At 42.2% G+C, this 18,933-nt stretch carries 20 protein-coding genes, 2 pseudogenes and 1 riboswitch; of the genes and pseudogenes, 11 read left to right on the top strand and 11 right to left on the bottom strand.

Annotation, left to right across the window (positions count from 1 at the left end; genetic code table 11):
- Positions 1-338: 338 nt before the first annotated feature.
- Positions 339-545, bottom strand: a complete 207-nt coding sequence (locus V1499_RS07415; protein ID WP_409275058.1) for a hypothetical protein — start codon at positions 543-545, stop codon at positions 339-341.
- Between the two features lie 267 nt (positions 546-812).
- Positions 813-921, top strand: a riboswitch (SAM riboswitch).
- A gap of 101 nt (positions 922-1,022) precedes the next feature.
- On the opposite strand from V1499_RS07415, the pseudogene V1499_RS07410 reads away from it, so the two are divergent.
- From V1499_RS07410 to V1499_RS07365, 10 genes and pseudogenes are all read left to right on the top strand, one after another.
- Positions 1,023-2,336: pseudogene (locus V1499_RS07410) on the top strand (O-acetylhomoserine aminocarboxypropyltransferase/cysteine synthase family protein); the annotation flags it as partial.
- A gap of 8 nt (positions 2,337-2,344) precedes the next feature.
- Positions 2,345-3,421: a homoserine O-acetyltransferase MetX gene (metX, locus tag V1499_RS07405; RefSeq protein WP_409275057.1), complete on the top strand. Its 1,077-nt coding sequence runs from the start codon at positions 2,345-2,347 to the stop codon at positions 3,419-3,421.
- A 19-nt stretch (positions 3,422-3,440) separates the two neighbouring features.
- On the top strand, positions 3,441-4,700 hold the full coding sequence (locus tag V1499_RS07400) for a homoserine dehydrogenase (protein ID WP_409275055.1): 1,260 nt from the start codon (positions 3,441-3,443) through the stop codon (positions 4,698-4,700).
- Positions 4,701-4,806: 106 nt separating this feature from the next.
- Positions 4,807-5,589: an arylamine N-acetyltransferase family protein gene (locus tag V1499_RS07395; protein ID WP_409275053.1), complete on the top strand. Its 783-nt coding sequence runs from the start codon at positions 4,807-4,809 to the stop codon at positions 5,587-5,589.
- Between the two features lie 297 nt (positions 5,590-5,886).
- Entirely contained in the window at positions 5,887-6,756 is an 870-nt protein-coding gene (locus V1499_RS07390) for a hypothetical protein (RefSeq protein ID WP_409275051.1), read from the top strand.
- Positions 6,757-7,014: 258 nt separating this feature from the next.
- The gene (locus tag V1499_RS07385; RefSeq protein ID WP_409275049.1) at positions 7,015-7,689 is read left to right on the top strand and encodes a response regulator transcription factor; all 675 of its coding nucleotides are present in this window, start codon (positions 7,015-7,017) and stop codon (positions 7,687-7,689) included.
- A complete protein-coding gene (locus V1499_RS07380) occupies positions 7,686-9,044 on the top strand; it encodes a histidine kinase dimerization/phospho-acceptor domain-containing protein (protein ID WP_409275047.1) in 1,359 nt (452 codons plus the stop codon). Before V1499_RS07385 ends, V1499_RS07380 begins: the two co-directional genes overlap by 4 nt.
- A gap of 261 nt (positions 9,045-9,305) precedes the next feature.
- Positions 9,306-9,668 (top strand): hypothetical protein, encoded by a 363-nt coding sequence (locus tag V1499_RS07375; RefSeq protein ID WP_409275045.1) that lies wholly within the window; start codon positions 9,306-9,308, stop codon positions 9,666-9,668.
- A gap of 137 nt (positions 9,669-9,805) precedes the next feature.
- On the top strand, positions 9,806-10,186 hold the full coding sequence (locus V1499_RS07370) for a hypothetical protein (RefSeq protein ID WP_409275043.1): 381 nt from the start codon (positions 9,806-9,808) through the stop codon (positions 10,184-10,186).
- 15 nt (positions 10,187-10,201) lie between these two features.
- Positions 10,202-10,864: a DUF3995 domain-containing protein gene (locus V1499_RS07365; RefSeq protein ID WP_409275041.1), complete on the top strand. Its 663-nt coding sequence runs from the start codon at positions 10,202-10,204 to the stop codon at positions 10,862-10,864.
- A gap of 172 nt (positions 10,865-11,036) precedes the next feature.
- On the opposite strand, the pseudogene V1499_RS07360 reads toward V1499_RS07365, so the two are convergent.
- The 8 genes and pseudogenes from V1499_RS07360 to V1499_RS07325 all read right to left on the bottom strand — a co-directional run.
- Positions 11,037-11,300 (bottom strand): annotated as a pseudogene (locus tag V1499_RS07360) (hypothetical protein); the annotation flags it as partial.
- A 27-nt stretch (positions 11,301-11,327) separates the two neighbouring features.
- On the bottom strand, positions 11,328-11,609 hold the full coding sequence (locus V1499_RS07355) for a hypothetical protein (RefSeq protein WP_409275039.1): 282 nt from the start codon (positions 11,607-11,609) through the stop codon (positions 11,328-11,330).
- A gap of 116 nt (positions 11,610-11,725) precedes the next feature.
- The gene (locus tag V1499_RS07350; RefSeq protein WP_409275037.1) at positions 11,726-12,673 is read right to left on the bottom strand and encodes a TasA family protein; all 948 of its coding nucleotides are present in this window, start codon (positions 12,671-12,673) and stop codon (positions 11,726-11,728) included.
- 101 nt (positions 12,674-12,774) lie between these two features.
- Complete coding sequence (locus V1499_RS07345; protein ID WP_409275035.1) at positions 12,775-13,086, bottom strand: hypothetical protein; 312 nt, start codon at positions 13,084-13,086, stop codon at positions 12,775-12,777.
- 234 nt (positions 13,087-13,320) lie between these two features.
- Positions 13,321-13,659 (bottom strand): ABC transporter permease, encoded by a 339-nt coding sequence (locus V1499_RS07340; protein ID WP_409275033.1) that lies wholly within the window; start codon positions 13,657-13,659, stop codon positions 13,321-13,323.
- A gap of 504 nt (positions 13,660-14,163) precedes the next feature.
- Positions 14,164-14,619 carry a CoxG family protein gene (locus V1499_RS07335; RefSeq protein ID WP_409275031.1) on the bottom strand — a complete coding sequence of 152 codons (456 nt, stop codon included), beginning with the start codon at positions 14,617-14,619 and terminating at the stop codon, positions 14,164-14,166.
- A 349-nt stretch (positions 14,620-14,968) separates the two neighbouring features.
- Entirely contained in the window at positions 14,969-15,136 is a 168-nt protein-coding gene (locus V1499_RS07330; protein ID WP_409275029.1) for a hypothetical protein, read from the bottom strand.
- A 253-nt stretch (positions 15,137-15,389) separates the two neighbouring features.
- A complete protein-coding gene (locus tag V1499_RS07325; protein WP_409275027.1) occupies positions 15,390-16,085 on the bottom strand; it encodes a lysostaphin resistance A-like protein in 696 nt (231 codons plus the stop codon).
- Between the two features lie 91 nt (positions 16,086-16,176).
- Between V1499_RS07325 and V1499_RS07320 the strand changes: the two genes are divergently transcribed.
- The gene (locus tag V1499_RS07320; RefSeq protein WP_409275025.1) at positions 16,177-16,929 is read left to right on the top strand and encodes a MerR family transcriptional regulator; all 753 of its coding nucleotides are present in this window, start codon (positions 16,177-16,179) and stop codon (positions 16,927-16,929) included.
- Between the two features lie 407 nt (positions 16,930-17,336).
- Here V1499_RS07320 and V1499_RS07315 read toward each other — a convergent pair whose 3' ends face one another.
- Together V1499_RS07315 and V1499_RS07310 are read right to left on the bottom strand one after the other, a co-directional pair.
- The gene (locus V1499_RS07315; protein ID WP_409275023.1) at positions 17,337-17,600 is read right to left on the bottom strand and encodes a DUF2691 family protein; all 264 of its coding nucleotides are present in this window, start codon (positions 17,598-17,600) and stop codon (positions 17,337-17,339) included.
- Entirely contained in the window at positions 17,593-18,681 is a 1,089-nt protein-coding gene (locus V1499_RS07310; RefSeq protein ID WP_409275021.1) for an NAD(P)-dependent alcohol dehydrogenase, read from the bottom strand. The genes V1499_RS07315 and V1499_RS07310 overlap by 8 nt, the downstream gene beginning before the upstream one ends.
- Between the last annotated feature and the right edge of the window lie 252 nt (positions 18,682-18,933).

The following is an 18,933-nucleotide window of genomic DNA, read 5'->3' as shown; positions in this document are numbered from 1 at the left end:
GAAAACGTTTACGTAATGAATGTATCACACTCTGAAAACCCTTTCAAGCGACTGGCATCACCCTGATTTTGACAAAAACAACCGAAAATGTCTCGTCATTCAAGGTAGTTTATTAAGACGATAATTTTTTTGCTGGTAAACATAGTTAGGATGTATCAAGCGGCTGCCTCTGGATTTAAAAAGGTCCGAAACACCATCCTATTGTGGACAAGGTTTCGCACCTTTTTCTATTTAGTTGAATAAGTAATTGGGGATTTTCTGAGGGAATCGTGTTGGAGAGATTAACCGAGCCTTCTTTTGAGGACTTCAATCTCCCGCTCATTGCGGGCGGTTTTTTCCTAGATGAAATCCCGGTCCAGTTCCATTGCCTTAAACTTGCCGAGTATTTCTTCGTGGCGTTCTGCGTTCTTCTGTTTTTCGGATTCAAAATCCTGACGCAAACCGTTTGATTCCTGCCGCATTTTCAGTTGCTCTGCAATCACATTGCCGACCATGCCAACCAATTGGCCCAACATCGTTTCCATTCTTTCCAGCCGTTCTTCCATTTCCCTATCACCTCCTTCTCTCCGACAATTATACTATATCCTTCGCCCAAAACTGAGAACCTCCTCTTCAAAAAAGCAAAGTAAATTTTACAATTTCACGCTGTACATTTGAAATTCAAATCCTATATGGGAACGCCTATAACCCATTTACAAAAAAATGAAAAACGAAAACATTTCGAATTTTCGGTTGACTTTTGTTCTTGTCTTCACTTATAATCCTCTATAACACCCGGCGGTTAAAACTTATCAAAAAACTATATATGAAATCTCTTATCCAGAGTGACGGAGGGTCAGGCCCTATGAAGTCCGGCAACCTTCAGGCGAAAGCTTGAAAAGGTGCTAATTCCTGCAGGCGTTTTTGCCTGGAAGATAAGAGGAGGAACCCCCCTCTTCTTATGGAGAGGGGTTTTTTGTTTTAAAAAGAATCCATTAACTGCCCGAATTACATTGGAACTACAAATTGGAGGGAAAGACACAATGACAAATCAAAATGAAAACTTAGGCCTTGAAACACTTTTATTGCACGGCGGGCAAACCCCTGATCCCGTAACAGGATCCCGCGCCGTCCCTATTTACCAGACGACTTCTTATGTATTTGACAGTACGGATCATGCCCAAAACCTCTTCTCGCTTGCCGAGTCAGGAAATATTTACTCCCGGATCATGAACCCGACAACAGATGTTTTGGAAAAAAGAATTGCCCTTCTTGAAGGCGGCGCGGCAGCTCTTGCTGTTTCTTCCGGAATGGCTGCGATTGCCTTGACCATCATGAACATCGCGGAGGCTGGCGACGAAATCGTCGCCGCGGAAAACTTATACGGCGGCACATACAACCTATTTGCCGTGACGCTTCCGAAGTTCGGCATTAAAGTCCGCTTTGTTGACTCGACCAATCCAGAAAACTTCCGCGAGGCCATCACGCCAAAAACAAAGGCGGTCTTTGGCGAAATCATTGGCAACCCAAGCCTGAATGTTTTCGATGTTGAAGCTGTAGCAAAAATCGCCCATGAAAATGGCGTTCCGCTCATCATTGACAACACCTTTGCTTCCCCATACGCCTGCAGGCCGATTGAATGGGGTGCGGACATTGTTGTCCATTCGGCGACCAAATGGATCGGAGGGCACGGAACAACAATTGGAGGCCTTGTTGTTGATGCAGGCCGGTTTGATTGGAATAATGAGAGGTTCCCTGGCTTTACCGAGCCGGATGCAAGCTATAATGGCCTTCGTTTTGCCCAGGATGTAGGCGCGCTGGCATTCATCATTAAACTTCGCGTGCAGCTGTTAAGGGACTTGGGTTCATCGTTAAGCCCGCATAGTGCTTTCCTCTTGCTGCAGGGACTTGAGACACTGCACTTGAGAATTCAAAAGCATAGTGAAAACGCGCTCGAAATTGCAAACTACTTGAAAGACCATCCAGCTGTTGAATGGGTCTCCTACCCTGGCCTGGAGAATCACCCAAGCCATGAGCTTGCGAAAAAATACCTTGGCGGCGGTTTTGGATCGATTATTGTTTTTGGCATCAAAGGCGGCCGTGATGCGGGTAAAAAAGTGATCGACAACATCAAATTGTGGTCGCATGTGGCGAATGTCGGCGATGCAAAATCACTAATCATCCATCCTGCGTCCACCACACATCAGCAATTGAGTCAAGAAGACCTTGCAAAAAGCGGTACTACCGAAGAACTGATCAGGCTTTCTGTGGGGCTTGAATCACTTAAGGATTTGAAGGATGACTTGGACCAGGCTTTCTTTAAAGCGACCGGTATTTCAGCTAAGCCTGAGGAACAGCTACAGCAATGAAAGCCGAGGGTTTATCAATAAGGTTCGATTTGGCGCTATCGCCGGAATATGGAAAGATTTACATTGGAGACATTCGGCTTGAATCGGGCGTGGTGCTCCCCGATGCCGAACTCGCCTTTGAGAAGGCCGGGAAAAAAGGCGGCCCCGCCATCTTGGTCTGCCATGCCCTAACAGGCAACCAGTATACAGTCGGCACGGAAGAACAGCCCGGATGGTGGCATGGCCTAATCGGCCCGGGAATGTATGTGGATACGAGCCAATACGAAGTCATTACGTTCAATGTACTCGGAGGCTGTTCTGGATCAACCGGCCCTACCAGCCTGAACCCTTTGACAAAAAAGCCTTACCAGTATGATTTTCCGAAAATAACGATACGGGACATTGTCGATTCACAAGTTTTGGCGCTCCGGAAACTTGGCATCGACAAAATCAAAGCTGCAATCGGAGGGTCGCTTGGCGGGATGCAGGTGCTTGAATTGGCAACCGCCTACCCCAATTTCGCGGAGCTGATCATTCCAATGGCAGTCACCCCCTACCTCAGCGATTACGGAATTGCTTTTAACTCAATCGGCAGGAATGCCATCAAGCGGGACCCGGCCTGGAATGGCGGCTCTTATTCAGATGGCCACAAGATTTCGGGGCTGGAAATCGCGAGAATGGTCGGGATGGTCACCTACCGGACTGGCGCGCTGTTCAATCAAAGATTCAACAGAGAGCTTAAGAACGCGGATACGTTTCAGGTAGAATCCTATTTGAAATACCAGGGTCAAAAGCTTTCTGCCCGATTCGACGCCAATAGCTATTTGTATTTGCTCGAGGCGATGGACTCCCATGATATCGGCAGAGGCAGGCAGGGTTGGAAAAAGGCAATCGGGCAGATCACGGCGAAAACCCTGCTGTTAGGCTTTACAGGCGATTTACTGTATCCTCCCGAAAAGGTGAAAGAAATCGCGGAAGCCCTCGAGGAGGCAGGGAAAGAAGCGGATTATGTAGAAGTGAGCACTGAATTTGGGCATGATGGATTCCTTGCCGAGTTTTCAAAATGGGCAGGAATCCTTCAGGCTGCCCTGTAATAGTTGAGGAGGAGATCAAGTGGCGGACATCCATGTGGCCTTATTGGGCTTTGGCACAGTCGGCAAAGGAGTATACGAAACAATCAAATCCCATCAATCAAGGCTAAAGGCACTCCTTGGGAAAAATGTAAAGGTAGTAGGCATACTGGTGAGAAACGTTGAAAAACACACTCTCCCAGAAGATGACATCCTTCTTACCTCAAATTTCGAAGACATTTTAAACCTGCCTAACCTTGATGTAGTCATTGAAGCAATCGTAGGCCGGGAACCGGGCTTTTCGTACTTGAAAAAATCAATCGAAAGAGGCTGCCACATCATTACGGCGAATAAGGAAATGTTTGCTTACCACGGAAATGAGCTGTTGGAACATGCTTCCCGACATGGTGTTGCATGCGGATATGAAGCGACTGTCGCCGGAGGAATACCGGCAATCCAAACGCTGAGGACCCTATTGAATGTAAACAAAATCGAGCGGATTGATGGAATTGTTAACGGCACCTCGAATTATATTTTGACCAAAATGCGCGAGGATGGCGTAGCATTCCAGGAGGCACTTCAAGCAGCCCAAGAGAAAGGATATGCCGAAGCAGACCCTACCAATGATATCGAAGGATACGACGCTTTTTATAAAGCGATGGTGTTAAGCCAAATCGCGTTTGGGGAACAACCCGAATGGCAATCAGTAAAGAGGAGAGGTATCTCAGCGGTCTCCCACTCCGAAATCGGCTTATTTTCCGAATGGGGGCTCCGCGTAAAGCATGTGATCTCGCTAGAAAAAGGGGTACGGGGCCTTAGCTGCTCCGTTAAACCTGTTCTCGTTGGCCCAGCGCATCCGTTGTACTCAGTCGAGGGCGTCCAAAACGCCGTTTCAATCGATGCGGATATCGTTGGGAACATCACCCTGCAAGGGCCAGGCGCCGGAAAGTTTCCAACTGCAAGCGCCATTGTCGAGGATTTAATCCAACTTAACCCAAAGCACTTCGGTTACGTTGACCAGGACGAAAATGTCCGTTTTAAAAAAGAACCTCATCACAATTGGGTTCTTTTAACAAACCTAACGAACCTATCCATGCCTGATTCCATTGAAGTAACCGGCCGGGTGCCGCAAAAGGCACTTTTTGTGAAAGCGAAAGAAAAGGAAATTGAACGGCTGCTGGAAGCATACCCGGGATTAAACATTTACCAGCTTTATGGACAAATGAACAAGGAATTTTTCGAAAAAATTCATCTCACCGGTACACGCTCGGAAAGAAAGGTTGCGGTCCCAAAAGGCATATAACCATGTCCCATAGCAGATAAATTCGGATCGCCGATTAATAGGGGGCTTCGCATTAGCGGAGCCCCTCTTTTCCTTATATACTAAATGTAGTATGGAGGTGTGTCAGATGACTGTGATTAATGAAACGTTTCGGAAAAGGACTGGGTTTCCAAGGGATGAACCACTATACTTTAATAACCTGGATACGATACTTGAAAAAGCCGCGCTGGCGCTTCCCTTTGAAAATGTGCGCATTATGAATGGCAGTACGACTGAATTTACGGAGGAATCCCTCAAAGAAAAGATACTCGAGAGGAATGAGGGAGGGCTTTGTTATGACCTGAATTCCATTCTCTATTTGTTCCTTTTAGAAAACGGCTTTGACACCAAGTTAATACGAGGGGTTGTTTTTAACCAAACACTTCAGAAGTGGAGTGAAACCGGAAAAACACATGTAGCCATCCTACTTCGGGAAAAAGGCAGGCAATACCTTGTGGATACCGGGTTTGGCATCAATATTCCGCTAAAACCAGTCCCACTGGAAGGAGAAGCCGTCTCATCAAGAAACGGAGAATTTAAGGTTCAAAAAGAAGCAAGTGAACATGGGGATTTTTGTTTGTACATCAAGCTAAAGCATAAGGATAAAGAGTGGAAAAAGGGCTATGCCTTTGATTCCGCGGATACAGTTCGTGACCTAAGTGATTTAAACGAAATCCAGCAGATTATTGCCAGTCATCCGGCATCAGGTTTCAATAAAAGGCTGTTAATCACCAGGCTGACCGATAAAGGAAGCATCACATTGGCGGGGAATTCAGCCACAATCTGGACAGAAGGAAAGATGGAAAAAGAAGAAATCAATGCCGACCAATTTAAGAAATTGGCCAAGGATGTGTTTGGACTTACGCTATAAAGGTTCACTGGCACTCCCCGAAATTTGTCGACTAGTTTCTTTTTACAAAAAGCCCGGGTCTCAGGCACCTGGGCCAAAAATCTCTTTTCGGAGCTATTTTTGTTCAGGGCATTGTTTATGCCACTATTACTTAGTACAGGGAAATGGTTCATTGTCACAAAACCGCCAACTGTCGGACTAAAATCCTCTTCCAGAATTTTGTATTTTACTGGTATAATGAACTTGCCTCTATACCCCACAATCCATCTACCCCACTTTCAGGCAAAAATCCCTTAGGAAAGCAGGTTGAAAAACAGTATGAGAAAAAGGCCGTTATGCAGCTGCGGAAGCAGGTTAGCCGCAGAACATTGCTGCGAAAAACTTCAAATCCATTCCTTTGCCCTCCCCATCACCGAGACCGAAACACGCGAAAAATTCCTAAAGAAGCTCCAAATCGGGGCTGCATTTAAAATGAGAAACCGCGCGATTGCCCTCTTTTATGGAGACGACCTCATTGCCTACAAACTCCGCAAGCCGAAAGACCCCATCAGAAATGAATTTCTCTTCCACTTCTCAAATTATCTCACTGATTATCTTGAAGATTTATGTCCCACTTCCTGGCAGGAATGTACCCCGCTCTTCTGGGAAGAATTCCTCACTACCCATCTCTCAAGCAGGATTCCGATATCAAAAACCGGGCGTGAAACTGAAAAACTGCTTGCAGAACTCCAAACCTTTGTCCGCTGGCTTGATCGCAGAGCGGGAACGGACTGGCTCCCTATTGTTAAGGAATATATCGATATTTATAAGTCCGATATAAAAATCGGGGAAACCGCAATAAATGCCCTTATCCTACAGCATTTCCCCCATATCCATAATCCCGATTTCAGTTTTCAAAACGATTTTGAAGCGTACCAAAAACAGCAGCGCGCATTCGACCTCTATTTCGACACCGTGTTTGAGGTACATACAGTGATAGAAGGCGTGTTCGTCCTAAACGACTTGGAAGATGGAAGGACCTATCACACCAAAGGGCTTCCAGGGAGTATTTTGCCAGGATTGCTGCTACAAGGCGCGATTGGAAAAAACAATAATGATTTCTTTTGGAAGTGGTGTGCAACAGGGGCAGTATTCCCAAAATGCGCTAAACGGTTTCTGGAAACCGAAGAAGCGGTTATTCTTTTATAAAGGAAGATCTTGCCCGGCACTCCCATTCGGATGCCCGGCTTCTTTATATATATAGATCTAGAAAGATTGAAAGAAGCAAACAGGACACTGCTTATTGGCAGGTACTTTTCAAAAGAAGAAGGAAAATTCCACTTTAGAGTAGAATCGAATACTTATAGGTAATTTCGACAAAAATCCTGTACCAAATAAAAACTTCTTTATTTAATAAAATGAGGTTAACTTGAATCCCTAATAAAAATTATCCAAAAGGTAGGAATCATGAAAAATAAACTCCTGTACATTGAAGACGACAAGGAAATCGGCTCCTGGCTAAGCGAAGATTTAACTAAACGGGGCTACCAAGTGACCTGGCTTACCTCGGGTGATCGCGCGCCAAATCATATGGAGGACATCGACCTGGCTATACTTGACATTATGCTTCCCGGATTAGATGGATTCTCGATCGGCCAGCGGTTAAAGAAGGAAAATCCAGAAACACCGATTCTGATGCTTTCTGCCAGAACCTCTATTGACGATAAATTGCAAGGCCTCCATTTTGCCGATGATTACGTGACGAAACCGTTTCATCCTGATGAGTTGGCGGCACGTGTGGAAGTGCTGTTAAGGCGGTTCGGAAAGATTTCACAGCCTCTTATTCAACTATCCCATCTTAGTATTTACTTAGACCAAAACCGCATTGTCGATACAAGAACTAATAATGAAATCACCCTAACGGCAAAGCAATTTCAAATTTTCACTTACTTGCTTCGCCATCCGAACCAAATTCTCACAAAAGAGCAAATTTTCGAAGCGATTTGGGAAACTCCCTATTTAACCGGTGATAAGACGTTGATGGTCCATATACGGCACTTACGCGAAAAAATAGAGGAAAATCCGAGCGAGCCGCAAATTATTGAAACCATCCGTGGAATCGGATATAGGGTGAAGCAATGAAATTCCGGCATTCTCTATTGGCAAAATATCTATTGATCATTATTGTGGCACTAATCATTTGGCCGTTTGTTTTACCTGCCTATTTACTGCCGTCTTATCTACTGGATAAGGACTTTCAACAAAAAACCGATTATATGGATAGGGACAAATTAAAGAAAATGTGGCATCAGGAAGCGATTAAACTGGATGGCGCCACTTCAGAACAGATTGACCAGAAGCTCCGAGCTTTAAAGAAACAATATCCGCTCTCTTGGATGTTCTGGGTGGACGGGTCGGGTAAAACCCAAATAATCCTTTCCGATCAAAAAAATATTCCAGGTCAATGGACCTTGGAAAACAGTATTGAGTTTATGAATAAAAGCGATAAAGATCCGATTACGTTTGTCTCTTATATTGGCAGTGGCAAGAGCAACGGATTTATGGTTTTCCAAATACCAGCCTCCGTTGCAGAACTTCCGACTCTTTCCCCTGTAGATGACAAGTACTTGGCACTCTATGCTTTTTTCGTATTTGGTCTGTTTCTATTTGTCTCGTGGCTATTTTTCTTCAAGATTCGAAAACGGCTCGTTCATCTTCAAACCGCCATGACAAAAACGAAGGAAAACGGGATTCCCGATAAAATAAAAGTTAATAAAAAAGACGAAATTAGTGAATTGGGCAAAGCGTTCAATCATATGATCGATGAACTTATAAAGAGCAGGCAACATGAACAAGAGGAAGAAGCACTGCGCAAACAGCTGATCGCCAGCATATCCCATGATTTGCGGACACCTCTCACAGCCATTCGCGGGCATGCCTATTCATTACAAAAAGAACCTTTAACGCCAAATGGGAAGGATTCAGTTCATTTAATTGAAAACAAGGTAGATCTCTTAAGCCATTTGCTTGATAATCTCCTTTCGTACACGTTATTATCCGCCGGAAGATACACATTGAAAAAAGAAGAAACGGATATGATTCGGTTCATTCGGGAATCGATGGCAGGATGGTATCCGGTATTTGAGAAAGAAGGCTTTAATGTAGATGTTCATCTGCCCGAAAAGGTTTGGATCTGGACTATCGATCGGAATTGGTTCATGCGCATCCTCGATAATTTTTACCAAAATGTCATGAGACACGCTAAAGCCGGACTTTATATCGGTGTCAGAATCGTCGAATACGAAGGGAAACCTGCCATTTTGATCGAAGACAGAGGCCCTGGCCTGGACGTAACAACAGACAAAAAAGGGGCCGGCATCGGCCTTTCCATCGTGTCACTTATGCTTCAGGAAATGCAAGTAGGCTGGAAACTAACAAGTTCATCCAAGGGCACGAAAATCTATCTCTATGAAAAAAATGAATTAAACAAAATTTAAACTAAACCTCACCTTCATTTTAACCTTTACTGATTAGGATGAAGGTGAGGTTATTTTTTTTGAAAAAGAAAGGATGATTACGTTGAATTTCACATCACCTCACTGAATAACGAGGTAAAAACAATAGTTAACAGCTGGCCCTTATGGATCGGCCATGCCGCCATGTTATGGTCGGCACTGTATGGAGCATTCCATCTCTATTGGTTATCGGGTGGTGCCGGATATCCGTTTAAAAATGACGGTATGGGAGTGTTCGCGGCCATGGTTACCCATCTTCCGGTACAAGTTGGCGGTATTGTATTTGTCACTTTATGTCTCATAGGAATTGGAATAGGTCTGGTCATTCAAAGACCACAATATAAGACCTTTTATCAGTGGATTGTTATTACCTATTCATGGGGGTTCTCACTTGCTTTGCTCCTGTTTATTCCGGATACCAGGTTAATTGCCGCGATGGCTTACGCTTTTTTATTTAAATTCGCTTTTAACTGGCAAATGTTGAACCAAATTTTTTGTGTGATTGGCGCGCTTTTTTGGATGATGTCTGCTTTGTTTACCAAAGAAAAACGCGTCATGCTTGTGACTATTGCGGGCGGACCGATGACGGAGAAACACCTTTATTGATTCGTTGGGGGAGGTGGCTGACTATGATCGCAGTGTTTGCCCCCATTCCATATGCATTCATACGATTCTCGTGGGCACTCGATATCCCCTTAGGAGTTGATCCTCAATTCCTTAAGGATTTCTCGAGAGCTAATCCGATGGCACGTCTGACAGAGTGGGTGTTTGGATCTCTATGTATAATCGGAGGAATCCTTACTCTTGGTTTGATTCAAAAATGGGGTGAAGTCTTTCCGCGCTGGTTCCCGTTAATTGGTGGAAAAAGAGTCCCCATCATGCTGGCAGTGATCCCTGCTTCCATTATTGCCATAGCTGTAACCGCAGCAGGCTTGGTCTTTACGTTTGGTATCCTCGCCATTGCATTTCATCTCGTGCCGATGGACGATATTATACTCAGTCAAGGCTGGGGAACGATGGGACCGATGATTTTTTGGGTGCCATGGGGTGTAGCTCTCGGGCTTGCCGCAATTGCCTACTATTATCGCAGGCGCGGCCAATGTTCAAGCTGTGGAAGATGTTAAAAGGAGGATTACGTGATGAATGAAAAAACAAACAATATGAACGCTCAAACCGAAAGGCTAAATGTCTTTGAACAATGGTCGAGGAAAGCCGTATGGCCAGCCTACTTCGGTTGCGTTTGGGCAGTCATGTATGCCGTTTTTGTCCGATTTTATCAAGCTGCAGGCGGAACTTTAGGTCTTCCGGGCCAGTACAAGAATCCTGAAGCGTTGCAAATGGCAAGTTACGTTGCCGGCGTCTTGATCATGGCCTGTGGGTTCATTTTAATTGCCCTTGTCAAGCCATGGGGAAGAGTGGTCCCAAATTGGGTGCCGTTCATTGGAGGAAAAAACATCCACCGTATTTTCATATTAATACCTACCCTTTTTTGTACTGCTATTTTAATTGCACATGGAATCAGCGGGATGATTACAAAAGCACTTTTTCTGGCAGGTATCATTACTATTCAGTTCACTGGATGGATTTCACTTGATGTCCACAGCCTGGCGTTATGGTCCCTATTGTTTTATGAGCCGTGGTTTTTGATCATGGGCATTTTGGCCGGATTAACAGCTACCCATTACGCTCTCACTTCAGGAATTTCACCGCGTGCATTTAGAAGAAGCATGTTGACCTATTTAATTTTCGTTTTTCTATTATCGATGTATTACGTATTTTCTATCATTCTTAAACTCGCATAAATTGGATAGGTGCCTGGGACATCCAAAAATCGCCGACATACTTTCATACAGCAAAAAGTGGAAAGTAACATGCACCTAACCAGAAATATAAAGAACCCAAATAGATTTCAATCTGCTTCAATATGAAAAAAGAGCTTGCCTGAAAACGGCAAACTCTTCTTTAAAAAAGCTGTTATTGTGCTGCTGAAATATTGATAATACGGCCTTCTGCCTTGTAAGAGATTGGAGTTGTGAAGCTCTTTACAAAATCAACTGTTGCCTGGAGGTCTTCTGGTCCCTGAACAGGATTTTCGCCGTAGGCACGGAGCTTGTACTTGTCAGAGTAATGATCGTACATGTAATTGTTGACTGTTAGTGTGTATGTTGCGTTCTGATCAATAGGTGTCCCATCAGGCAAGGTAATTTCAATCACTTTGCCGGTTGCGCTGTCCCATTTGTAATGGAAGCCACAACTTTTTGTACTTTAGCTGAAACTGAACTGCCCTATTTCCGCAGAAAAAAGAGGGTATCTGTCAATCCATTCTTCTCCAACCCCGAATACCGGCAGTCTCCGCTTCTGGCCTTCGAGCATCCAGACAACTGGCTGCATGGAATAGGTTTCGGCATCGGCAATTCCGTCTGTCTTTTTCAGCTTTTCCAAATCATCTTTTTCAATATGATGGAGCATGACATCCAGGTTTCCACCGTAGGAGGCATAAATGACCCTTTCATATGTCTGCAAAAGAGCTGAAATGAGCGACGCCATCAACACAAAACTTAATGTTATTCAGTGAAATTATGAAATATTTAATCTGATTATAAAAATTTTCCTTCATCAAGGAATAGCTTGATGAAGAAAAATCAAAAGATTATTTAGTGAAATTAATTATTCGGTGTCATTTTAAAGGTTCCAAAAAGATGATATGAACTATCAAAGTGTGATCCAGAAATAATAACACCATAGTTATACCCTTTATTTACTTTAATTATTTCTTGACCATTTAAATTAAAACCATCATAAACACTAGAATTAAATAAATCTTTATATGTTGTTCCATTTGGCCCATCTACGAAGAATGTTACCTTGGCACTAGCTCTAAACCATCCGTGAAGACCGCTGTAATTCCAATTGAAACTAACATTTTTAGTTTCTTCGGCTATAGTACTATATTTCCATTCTCCATTGAAAATTTGTTGATTACCCGTATTATAAATAAAGCTAACGCCTTTATCTGTAGATGGAGTAATAGTAGTGGTGCCGACTCCTGATTTTTGCCAAATCAATGTTGAAAAGTCATCTTTAATTATTTGTTGTGCATTTACTACAATACTCGCTGTACCATTTTTGTTTTGATAAATGTTTCCTGCAGCTAGAGGTAGTTGGACTTTTACATAGATTGTTTCCTTTTCTTTTGCTCCACCTTTAGCATCTAAATGTCGGAACTCATCTAGGTTAATTGAGTTGGAATTTGCTTGTGCATCGGCTTCACTTAAATAGGCTGTGATTTTTAAACTATTAGAGTCTATTGTTCCTAAATCTCCTTCTATGGAAAGTGACATTGTGTAATCAAGTGGGAGGCTTCCTTCATTGCTTACAACAACTGGTTTTATTTCTGAGTCACCAGGTGCCATATTCATTACATTAAAATAAGCTCCACCTGTAGGGTCCTCTTTATCAAGGGAAATGTCTAGAGTCCCAGCTGTAACAGTATTATTTGTATTTGATGCACTACTTGTGAACAATGCGAAGGTTGAACCGCCAATAATACCTGCAGTCAGGATAGTTGAACTTACTGCAATTAATGCAATTGATGCTTTAGATTTTACCAAAATATCACCCCATAATTTTATTTTGTTCTTTATAAATTATAACATATACCCTTATAAAGAACAGATTGATTATTCAAATTTATTTTTTTTACACCGCATAATCAGACACATTTCGAGCCAAAAACCCTGATACTGACATAAAGGGAGTTAAAAATAATGAATGCACTTAAAGCAATCCTAAGAAAGCCAGCGATGTATAGAGCCATGAAAAATGAATAAATCGATTGCAACTGTGTTTCGAAATCAATCACAATTGGCTGCATGAAAACCCCATCAGAAGAATTCTTTACAACTTGTTCCACTTTCTTCTCAAGCAATCCCAGATCAGATCCTAGTTTCGCCTTTAGCTGAATGGCTTCGATTTTCCCCTCATTGCCATACCATTCCTGAACAACATGAAGCGGTGCAGCCACAGATCAATGATGGTAATTTGCCATACTCCAACTGGGAGGCCCCATTAATTCCTGTGTGTACTTAACAATTCCAGTAATCTTTATTTTTTTAATCCCTTTATCTGTTTTGAACGAAAGGCTGTCGCCAACTTCCTTTTGCCATGATTTCGCAGTTCTGTCGGTAATAATTGCCCCATCTCTTTCAAGGTTTCCTTCAATAATCTTGAAATTTGTCAAGGGGGTATCAAAATCACTTTAGCCCGTCAGCTTAACCCGTTTCTGTATCCCGGAAATGCCTTTCTTTTTTATTTCAAGCTGCGTACTTTCATTCAGAATCGCAACGGAATCAGCATCGGCGAGCTGTGAGGCTTCCTCAAATACCTTCTCTGAAAAATAAGCATCCGTTCCATTAATACTGAAATCCGCTTTTCCAAAAGCTGATTTCAAATAAGCTGGGAAGGTCTTTTCAGCCGTATCGACCGCCGCAATGACCGCTAAGGTTGAAGCGACCCCTATAATAATGGATAGAATCGTCAGCCATGTCCTCATCCTGCGACGCATAAGATTACGCCATGCGATTCGCCACTGGTTCATTCTTAAAACCTCCTTTGCGTCCATCTTCTACTACCACGCCATCACGGATTGGTACACTTTTGATACACTTTGAATCTGAATCATTTTTTCCCCTCCATTAATAGTTGAATTTGCTTTGGTAGTTTCATTGTAATCAACAGAGGGTTTGCCAAAACCGCAAACGTGCATGCTGCCACCCGCACGATTTTGGTAGATCTGCCGCAGGGTATTGAGGATTCCTCGCAAAATTCTGCAATAGGAACGAACCCTCTAACTACTAACGTATACATGGCACTAAAAAAAGCCGCCAGGGTTAACCCCGCTCGGCTTTGGTTCTATATCTCCCATAGACAGCCTACATTTTTACACTAAATCCAATAAGAATAATACCCGAAAAAGCTAACCTTTTTCGGTGTTTTGGCGAATGCACAACATAATCGAATATCAATTTTTATCTGACGGATGTACTTTGACCGCATAATGAAGAAATAAACAAGCGTAGGGCGGGCTCCACCAATCTTGAAATTAGCCGCTGGGATTTTGAAGTTCCAAAATTTTATTCGCGACGGCAGTTGTCAGTTCTTCAGTAGTTTGTGGTACGGAATTTTTTAGAATGCTATTGGCCATTGGCCCTGTTATTCCGTATGCTGTAATGTTCAGGCAGCCGGTCATTCGAGTGGAAGTACCGTTTAGCCTTTCTGCTTTAAAATAGCCGTTTCCGGCAAAGTTATCAGAAAGGCCTGTTAGGTCAAAGTTGACTCGGACAGGCTCTTCCCACCTTGTAATCTCAACTTTTATTTCAATTGTTTTCATTATAAAACCAAATTCCGCTTGAAAAGCCCATGTAGATTCTGTATCACTTATGATTTCATGTTCGATATACCCAGGGACAAGTGGCGCCCAATTATGAATGGAACTAACAAACTTCCATACTTTTTCAATCGGTACATTTAAATTAATACTGTGAACTCCCCTTGGCATGATATCCTCCTCATCTCGTATTATTACACTGCCTCCAACTCTCCGATGTTCCGTTCTATTGCTTTTACAGCAGCGATTCCGGACAAGTACCACCGTGCCAGACCTGGTCCAATCGCGGTCCCGGTCTTGATAAGGAAAGTGCCAATCGTTAATAAATTCATATGACGTTTTGTGCACAATAATGAGTTAATATTGCTGGCAAAAAAAGAGGCGGTCCCAAAAGGATTATTCGGGACAGCCTCCTAATTATTAGTCTACACTTTAATTTTAATAGTCGTCGTTCCTCTTTAAAGCTCTTTTTGGTCAGGGATGATACCCATTCTTTTATTTAGAAATGGCCCTTTTTTTGTTATAAACCGCCACAGGTTGGAGGGTTATTTTGATCCCCTTCCGCAAAATCAGTCCCTATTTCAACCGCTTCCAGTCCATAATCCGCTTCACTTATTTCAAGTCGCTCGTCCTTTTGAACATTGTTTATAATATTGGTTTCTTCTTGTTTTACTTTTTTATCACTCATTGGTTTTCCTCCAGAGTTTTTTTTGTAGTTTTCTCTTGGAGCGTGATGCTTATTCACCAAAGTAGACGTAGCTGTCTTTCCGCTTTCAATGCTTTAAAGGCTTGCAATTTGGTGGTACTGGTACTGCTAACTAAAGTTACAGCATAAAGGACGGCTCACCTCTTTATAACATAATAAAAGAGCGCCGTCCCCATGTTCCTATCTATGAAACTCATGTTAAAAAATACGTTTTGTTTATTCATTCAGAACCATTTTAAGCTAGGGAAGTCAGAATAACAGCAATCCCATTAAAAGTTCCATGAATAATCATTGCAGGCAAAACCGAACCCGTTTTCTCATATGTCCACGCAAATATCATTCCAGAAATGAGGTTTACAGGCAGGGTGTTGTAAGTAGGAATGTGAACAATCGTAAAGATAATAGAGCTAATGAATATTCCTGCGCTTACCCCCCATTTCATCCTAAACCATTTATAGACAAAACCGCGGTAAAAGATTTCTTCGTATATCGGAGAAATGATAGCTGCCGAAATAAACCCGATACTAAAAGTAAACCAATTCAAATTTGCCTTCAATGATTCTGTTTTTACGTTGTCTACGCCTATCTGAAATGTCTCCATTAGAATTACGATCAGTACACTGGCCAATATTAACACAACAGTCCAAACGATGATCCATTTCCAATAGGCACCGGAAAAGGAACGCAGCCCTACTGCATCCCAACTCAGACGATTGGGTTTTATCGCAATGAAATAAACGCCCAATGTAAACACAACCGCCATCACAAAACCTGTAGCCGTCCCAGAATAAAGTCTATCTTGAAATATTTGCAAAAGAAAATCATGCAATAAAAATTCAATTCCAACAGGAACAATAACGAGAGTAAGCAAAAGCAATAGCCCAAGCTCCTTATACGACCACACCATCGATGAAAAAGTATCTTTCTTCAAAAAGATTCCCCCTATACTTAAATTGTGCTACATTCAGAATAAATGGTTACGCAACGTAACCTGCAAGCATTTTTTAGGGGGAATTATTCATATGAGTTATTTTTCAACAGGAGAAGTTGCCAAAAAACTGAATTTGTCCTTGCGTACCCTAAGATATTACGACCAAATCGGGCTAGTGAAGCCAGCATTGAAAGAGGATTACGGGAAGCGATATTATACCCCTGAGAATATGTTGCTCCTGGAGAAGGTTCTCCTTCTAAAAGCTGCTTCCATGTCGTTACAGGATATCCAAAAAATCATTAACCGGATCTCCACTGAGAAAACGCTTGCCATCCATAAAGAGCAGCTTGAAAACAACATCAAACAATTGCAACAATCCCTTGAACATACAAATACACTGATCAACATAATAAAGCTGGAAGGTGATATTCAGTGGGATCAGTTATTGCCACTTCTCTCGGAGGAAAATCAATTCATAACACAGCAAAGAAAAAAGAAGGTTTTTGAAAAATTATTCAGCGAAGAGGAACAAGCCACCTTAATAGAGCAACTTCCTAAAATGGAAGACAATCCAGATCAAATCGCCAAGTGGATAAATATAATTAAACGAGTCGAACTATGCTTAGAAGAAGGGAAAACACCTTCCTCCCGAGAAGCCCAATTAATTGCGGAGGATGCTCTTCTACTATCCAATGAAACCTTTCAGGGTAATGAGGAATTAGCCAACAAGTTCTGGGAAGCACGAAAATCAGAGGAGACCTCTTCTGAATTGAACTTATATCCTATTAACAAAGAGGTCATCGTTTTCCTCGAAGAAGCCATGGCAAATTCGGAGCGGTTCTGAGTTCCGGCAAATTGGGGACAGTTCTGGCTTTGTTCTCAGGCAAGCACACTGAACGCCTGGCCACTCCCAGCCAGCACCTTGCTAAGCCAGTGGCGAACAATGATCCCATCCTGAGTTCTACCGGGGAGATGGGAGTCCCATTGCTTGCCTCATTCATTGGATTAGCTGATAAAAAAAGACCCGATCACAACAGGTCTAGATATCTGCCACAAAATAAGACCTATCATTAATAATCTAATATCTTAACTGATTGCATTCATTATTCAATATCTTCTGGTTACCATAAATGTGAGGTGATTACCAAATGATGACTTTATTAGTTCCTGTCGTTCTTGAGAGTCGCCTGGCACAGCTCGAAAAATGTCGAAATATTCATCGAAAAAAAGGGGATTGACAGACACCTAAGGTTACTGGGAAAATTTTTTAAAAGCTGTCAATGTTGTCCTTTCATCATTCTCATCAGTTGTGTATTCTATATTTTTATAACCAGCAGTTATTGCCTTAGAATATATATGTTTAATAGCAACTTCGTCTTTTAAATAAATGGTAACATATGAGGAATCTACTATTGGCACAGCCCAAGTTAAAATTACCCTATATTTTCCCAAATTCAAAAACAGGTACCTTGACTTAAAAGGCCGAGGTACCTGTTCATATTTTTCATTATTCAAATGTTACTACTGGCTTGATTGTTTTTCCACTCTTCATATCTGCAATAGCTGTTTCAATTTGTTCAAACGGATATTTTTTGATAAATTTGTCGAATGGAAACTTACCTTCCTTATAATAATTAATTAATTGAGGGATAAATACAGGTGGGTTAGAATGTCCCTCTGTTGCCCCTACAACGGTACGATTTGGGGCAACCAAGTCATCATGTATATGGATAGATGCTTCCCCACCTACGCCAACGACCGCAACCGTTCCACCTACTGCCAAACTTTTGATAGACTGAAGGACTAATGCTGGAACGCCAGTGGCTTCAAAAGCATATTGCGCGCCTTTTCCTGTAATTTTATGAATTTCACTTACAACGTCAACTTCCTTGCCATTTAAGGTATGTGTTGCGCCTAACTCTTTTGCCAGGACTAAGCGTTCCTCATCAATATCTACCGCGATAATCGTTTCACAGTTTGACAACTTGGCCGCCATAATTCCGCTAAGACCCACTCCACCGCATCCAAAAACAGCTATAGTTGAACCTTCTTCTGGATTTAATACATTCAAAATCGTACCTGCTCCAGTTTGAATCCCACATGCTAATGGACCTAAAATAGTTAAATCAACATCTTTATCAACTTTTACGAGGCTATCAACATGAGCTATAGAATACGTCGCCAAAGAAGATTGACCAAAAAGTGTAGCTACTTCCTTATCTTCATGAGATAAACGTGTTGTCCCATCTTTCATCGTTCCGCCAAAATTAAGAGGACCTATATTCTCACAGCTTCCTTGTTTTCCCTGTTTACATGCAGAACAAGTACCACAGAAGGTAAATCCAATTACTACGTGATCTCCTACATTAAAATCAGTTACGCCTGGTCCTACTTTTTCAACAACTCCTGCCCCTTCATGTCCTAATGCAATCGGGAGCGGCGTAGTGATTTCTTGTTCAGAGACACTTAAATCTGTATGACATATCCCTGTTCCAACCATCCTTACTAGAACTTCATCAGATTTAGGTTCTGCGATCTGTACATTTTCTAATTGAATATCCCCTTTTTCTTCAACTAATGCAGTTTGAATGTTCATATAACTTCCCCCTTCGTGATGTATATGATAACCCGGGTGCCTATCTTTTGATGAAAATCATTTCTATCAAAAAAAGAAAGAATTACACAATGAATAGAGTACTACGGGCATCTATCAATAATTATAGGATAATAATATTTTAATTCAAATATTTTGAATTAAAGTAATTAATCGATAATAAAGACCTTTACCCTTCTCTGCCATTTCAGATACCACCTTTTTGGTTTTGGAAATTTAAAAAGGGACCGGACT

Origin of the sequence: Neobacillus oceani, assembly GCF_046237595.1 — a bacterium.
GTDB classification, from domain to species: Bacteria; Bacillota; Bacilli; order Bacillales; family Cytobacillaceae; genus Bacillus_D; species Bacillus_D oceani.
This window is presented reverse-complemented; position numbering and strand designations above follow the sequence as displayed.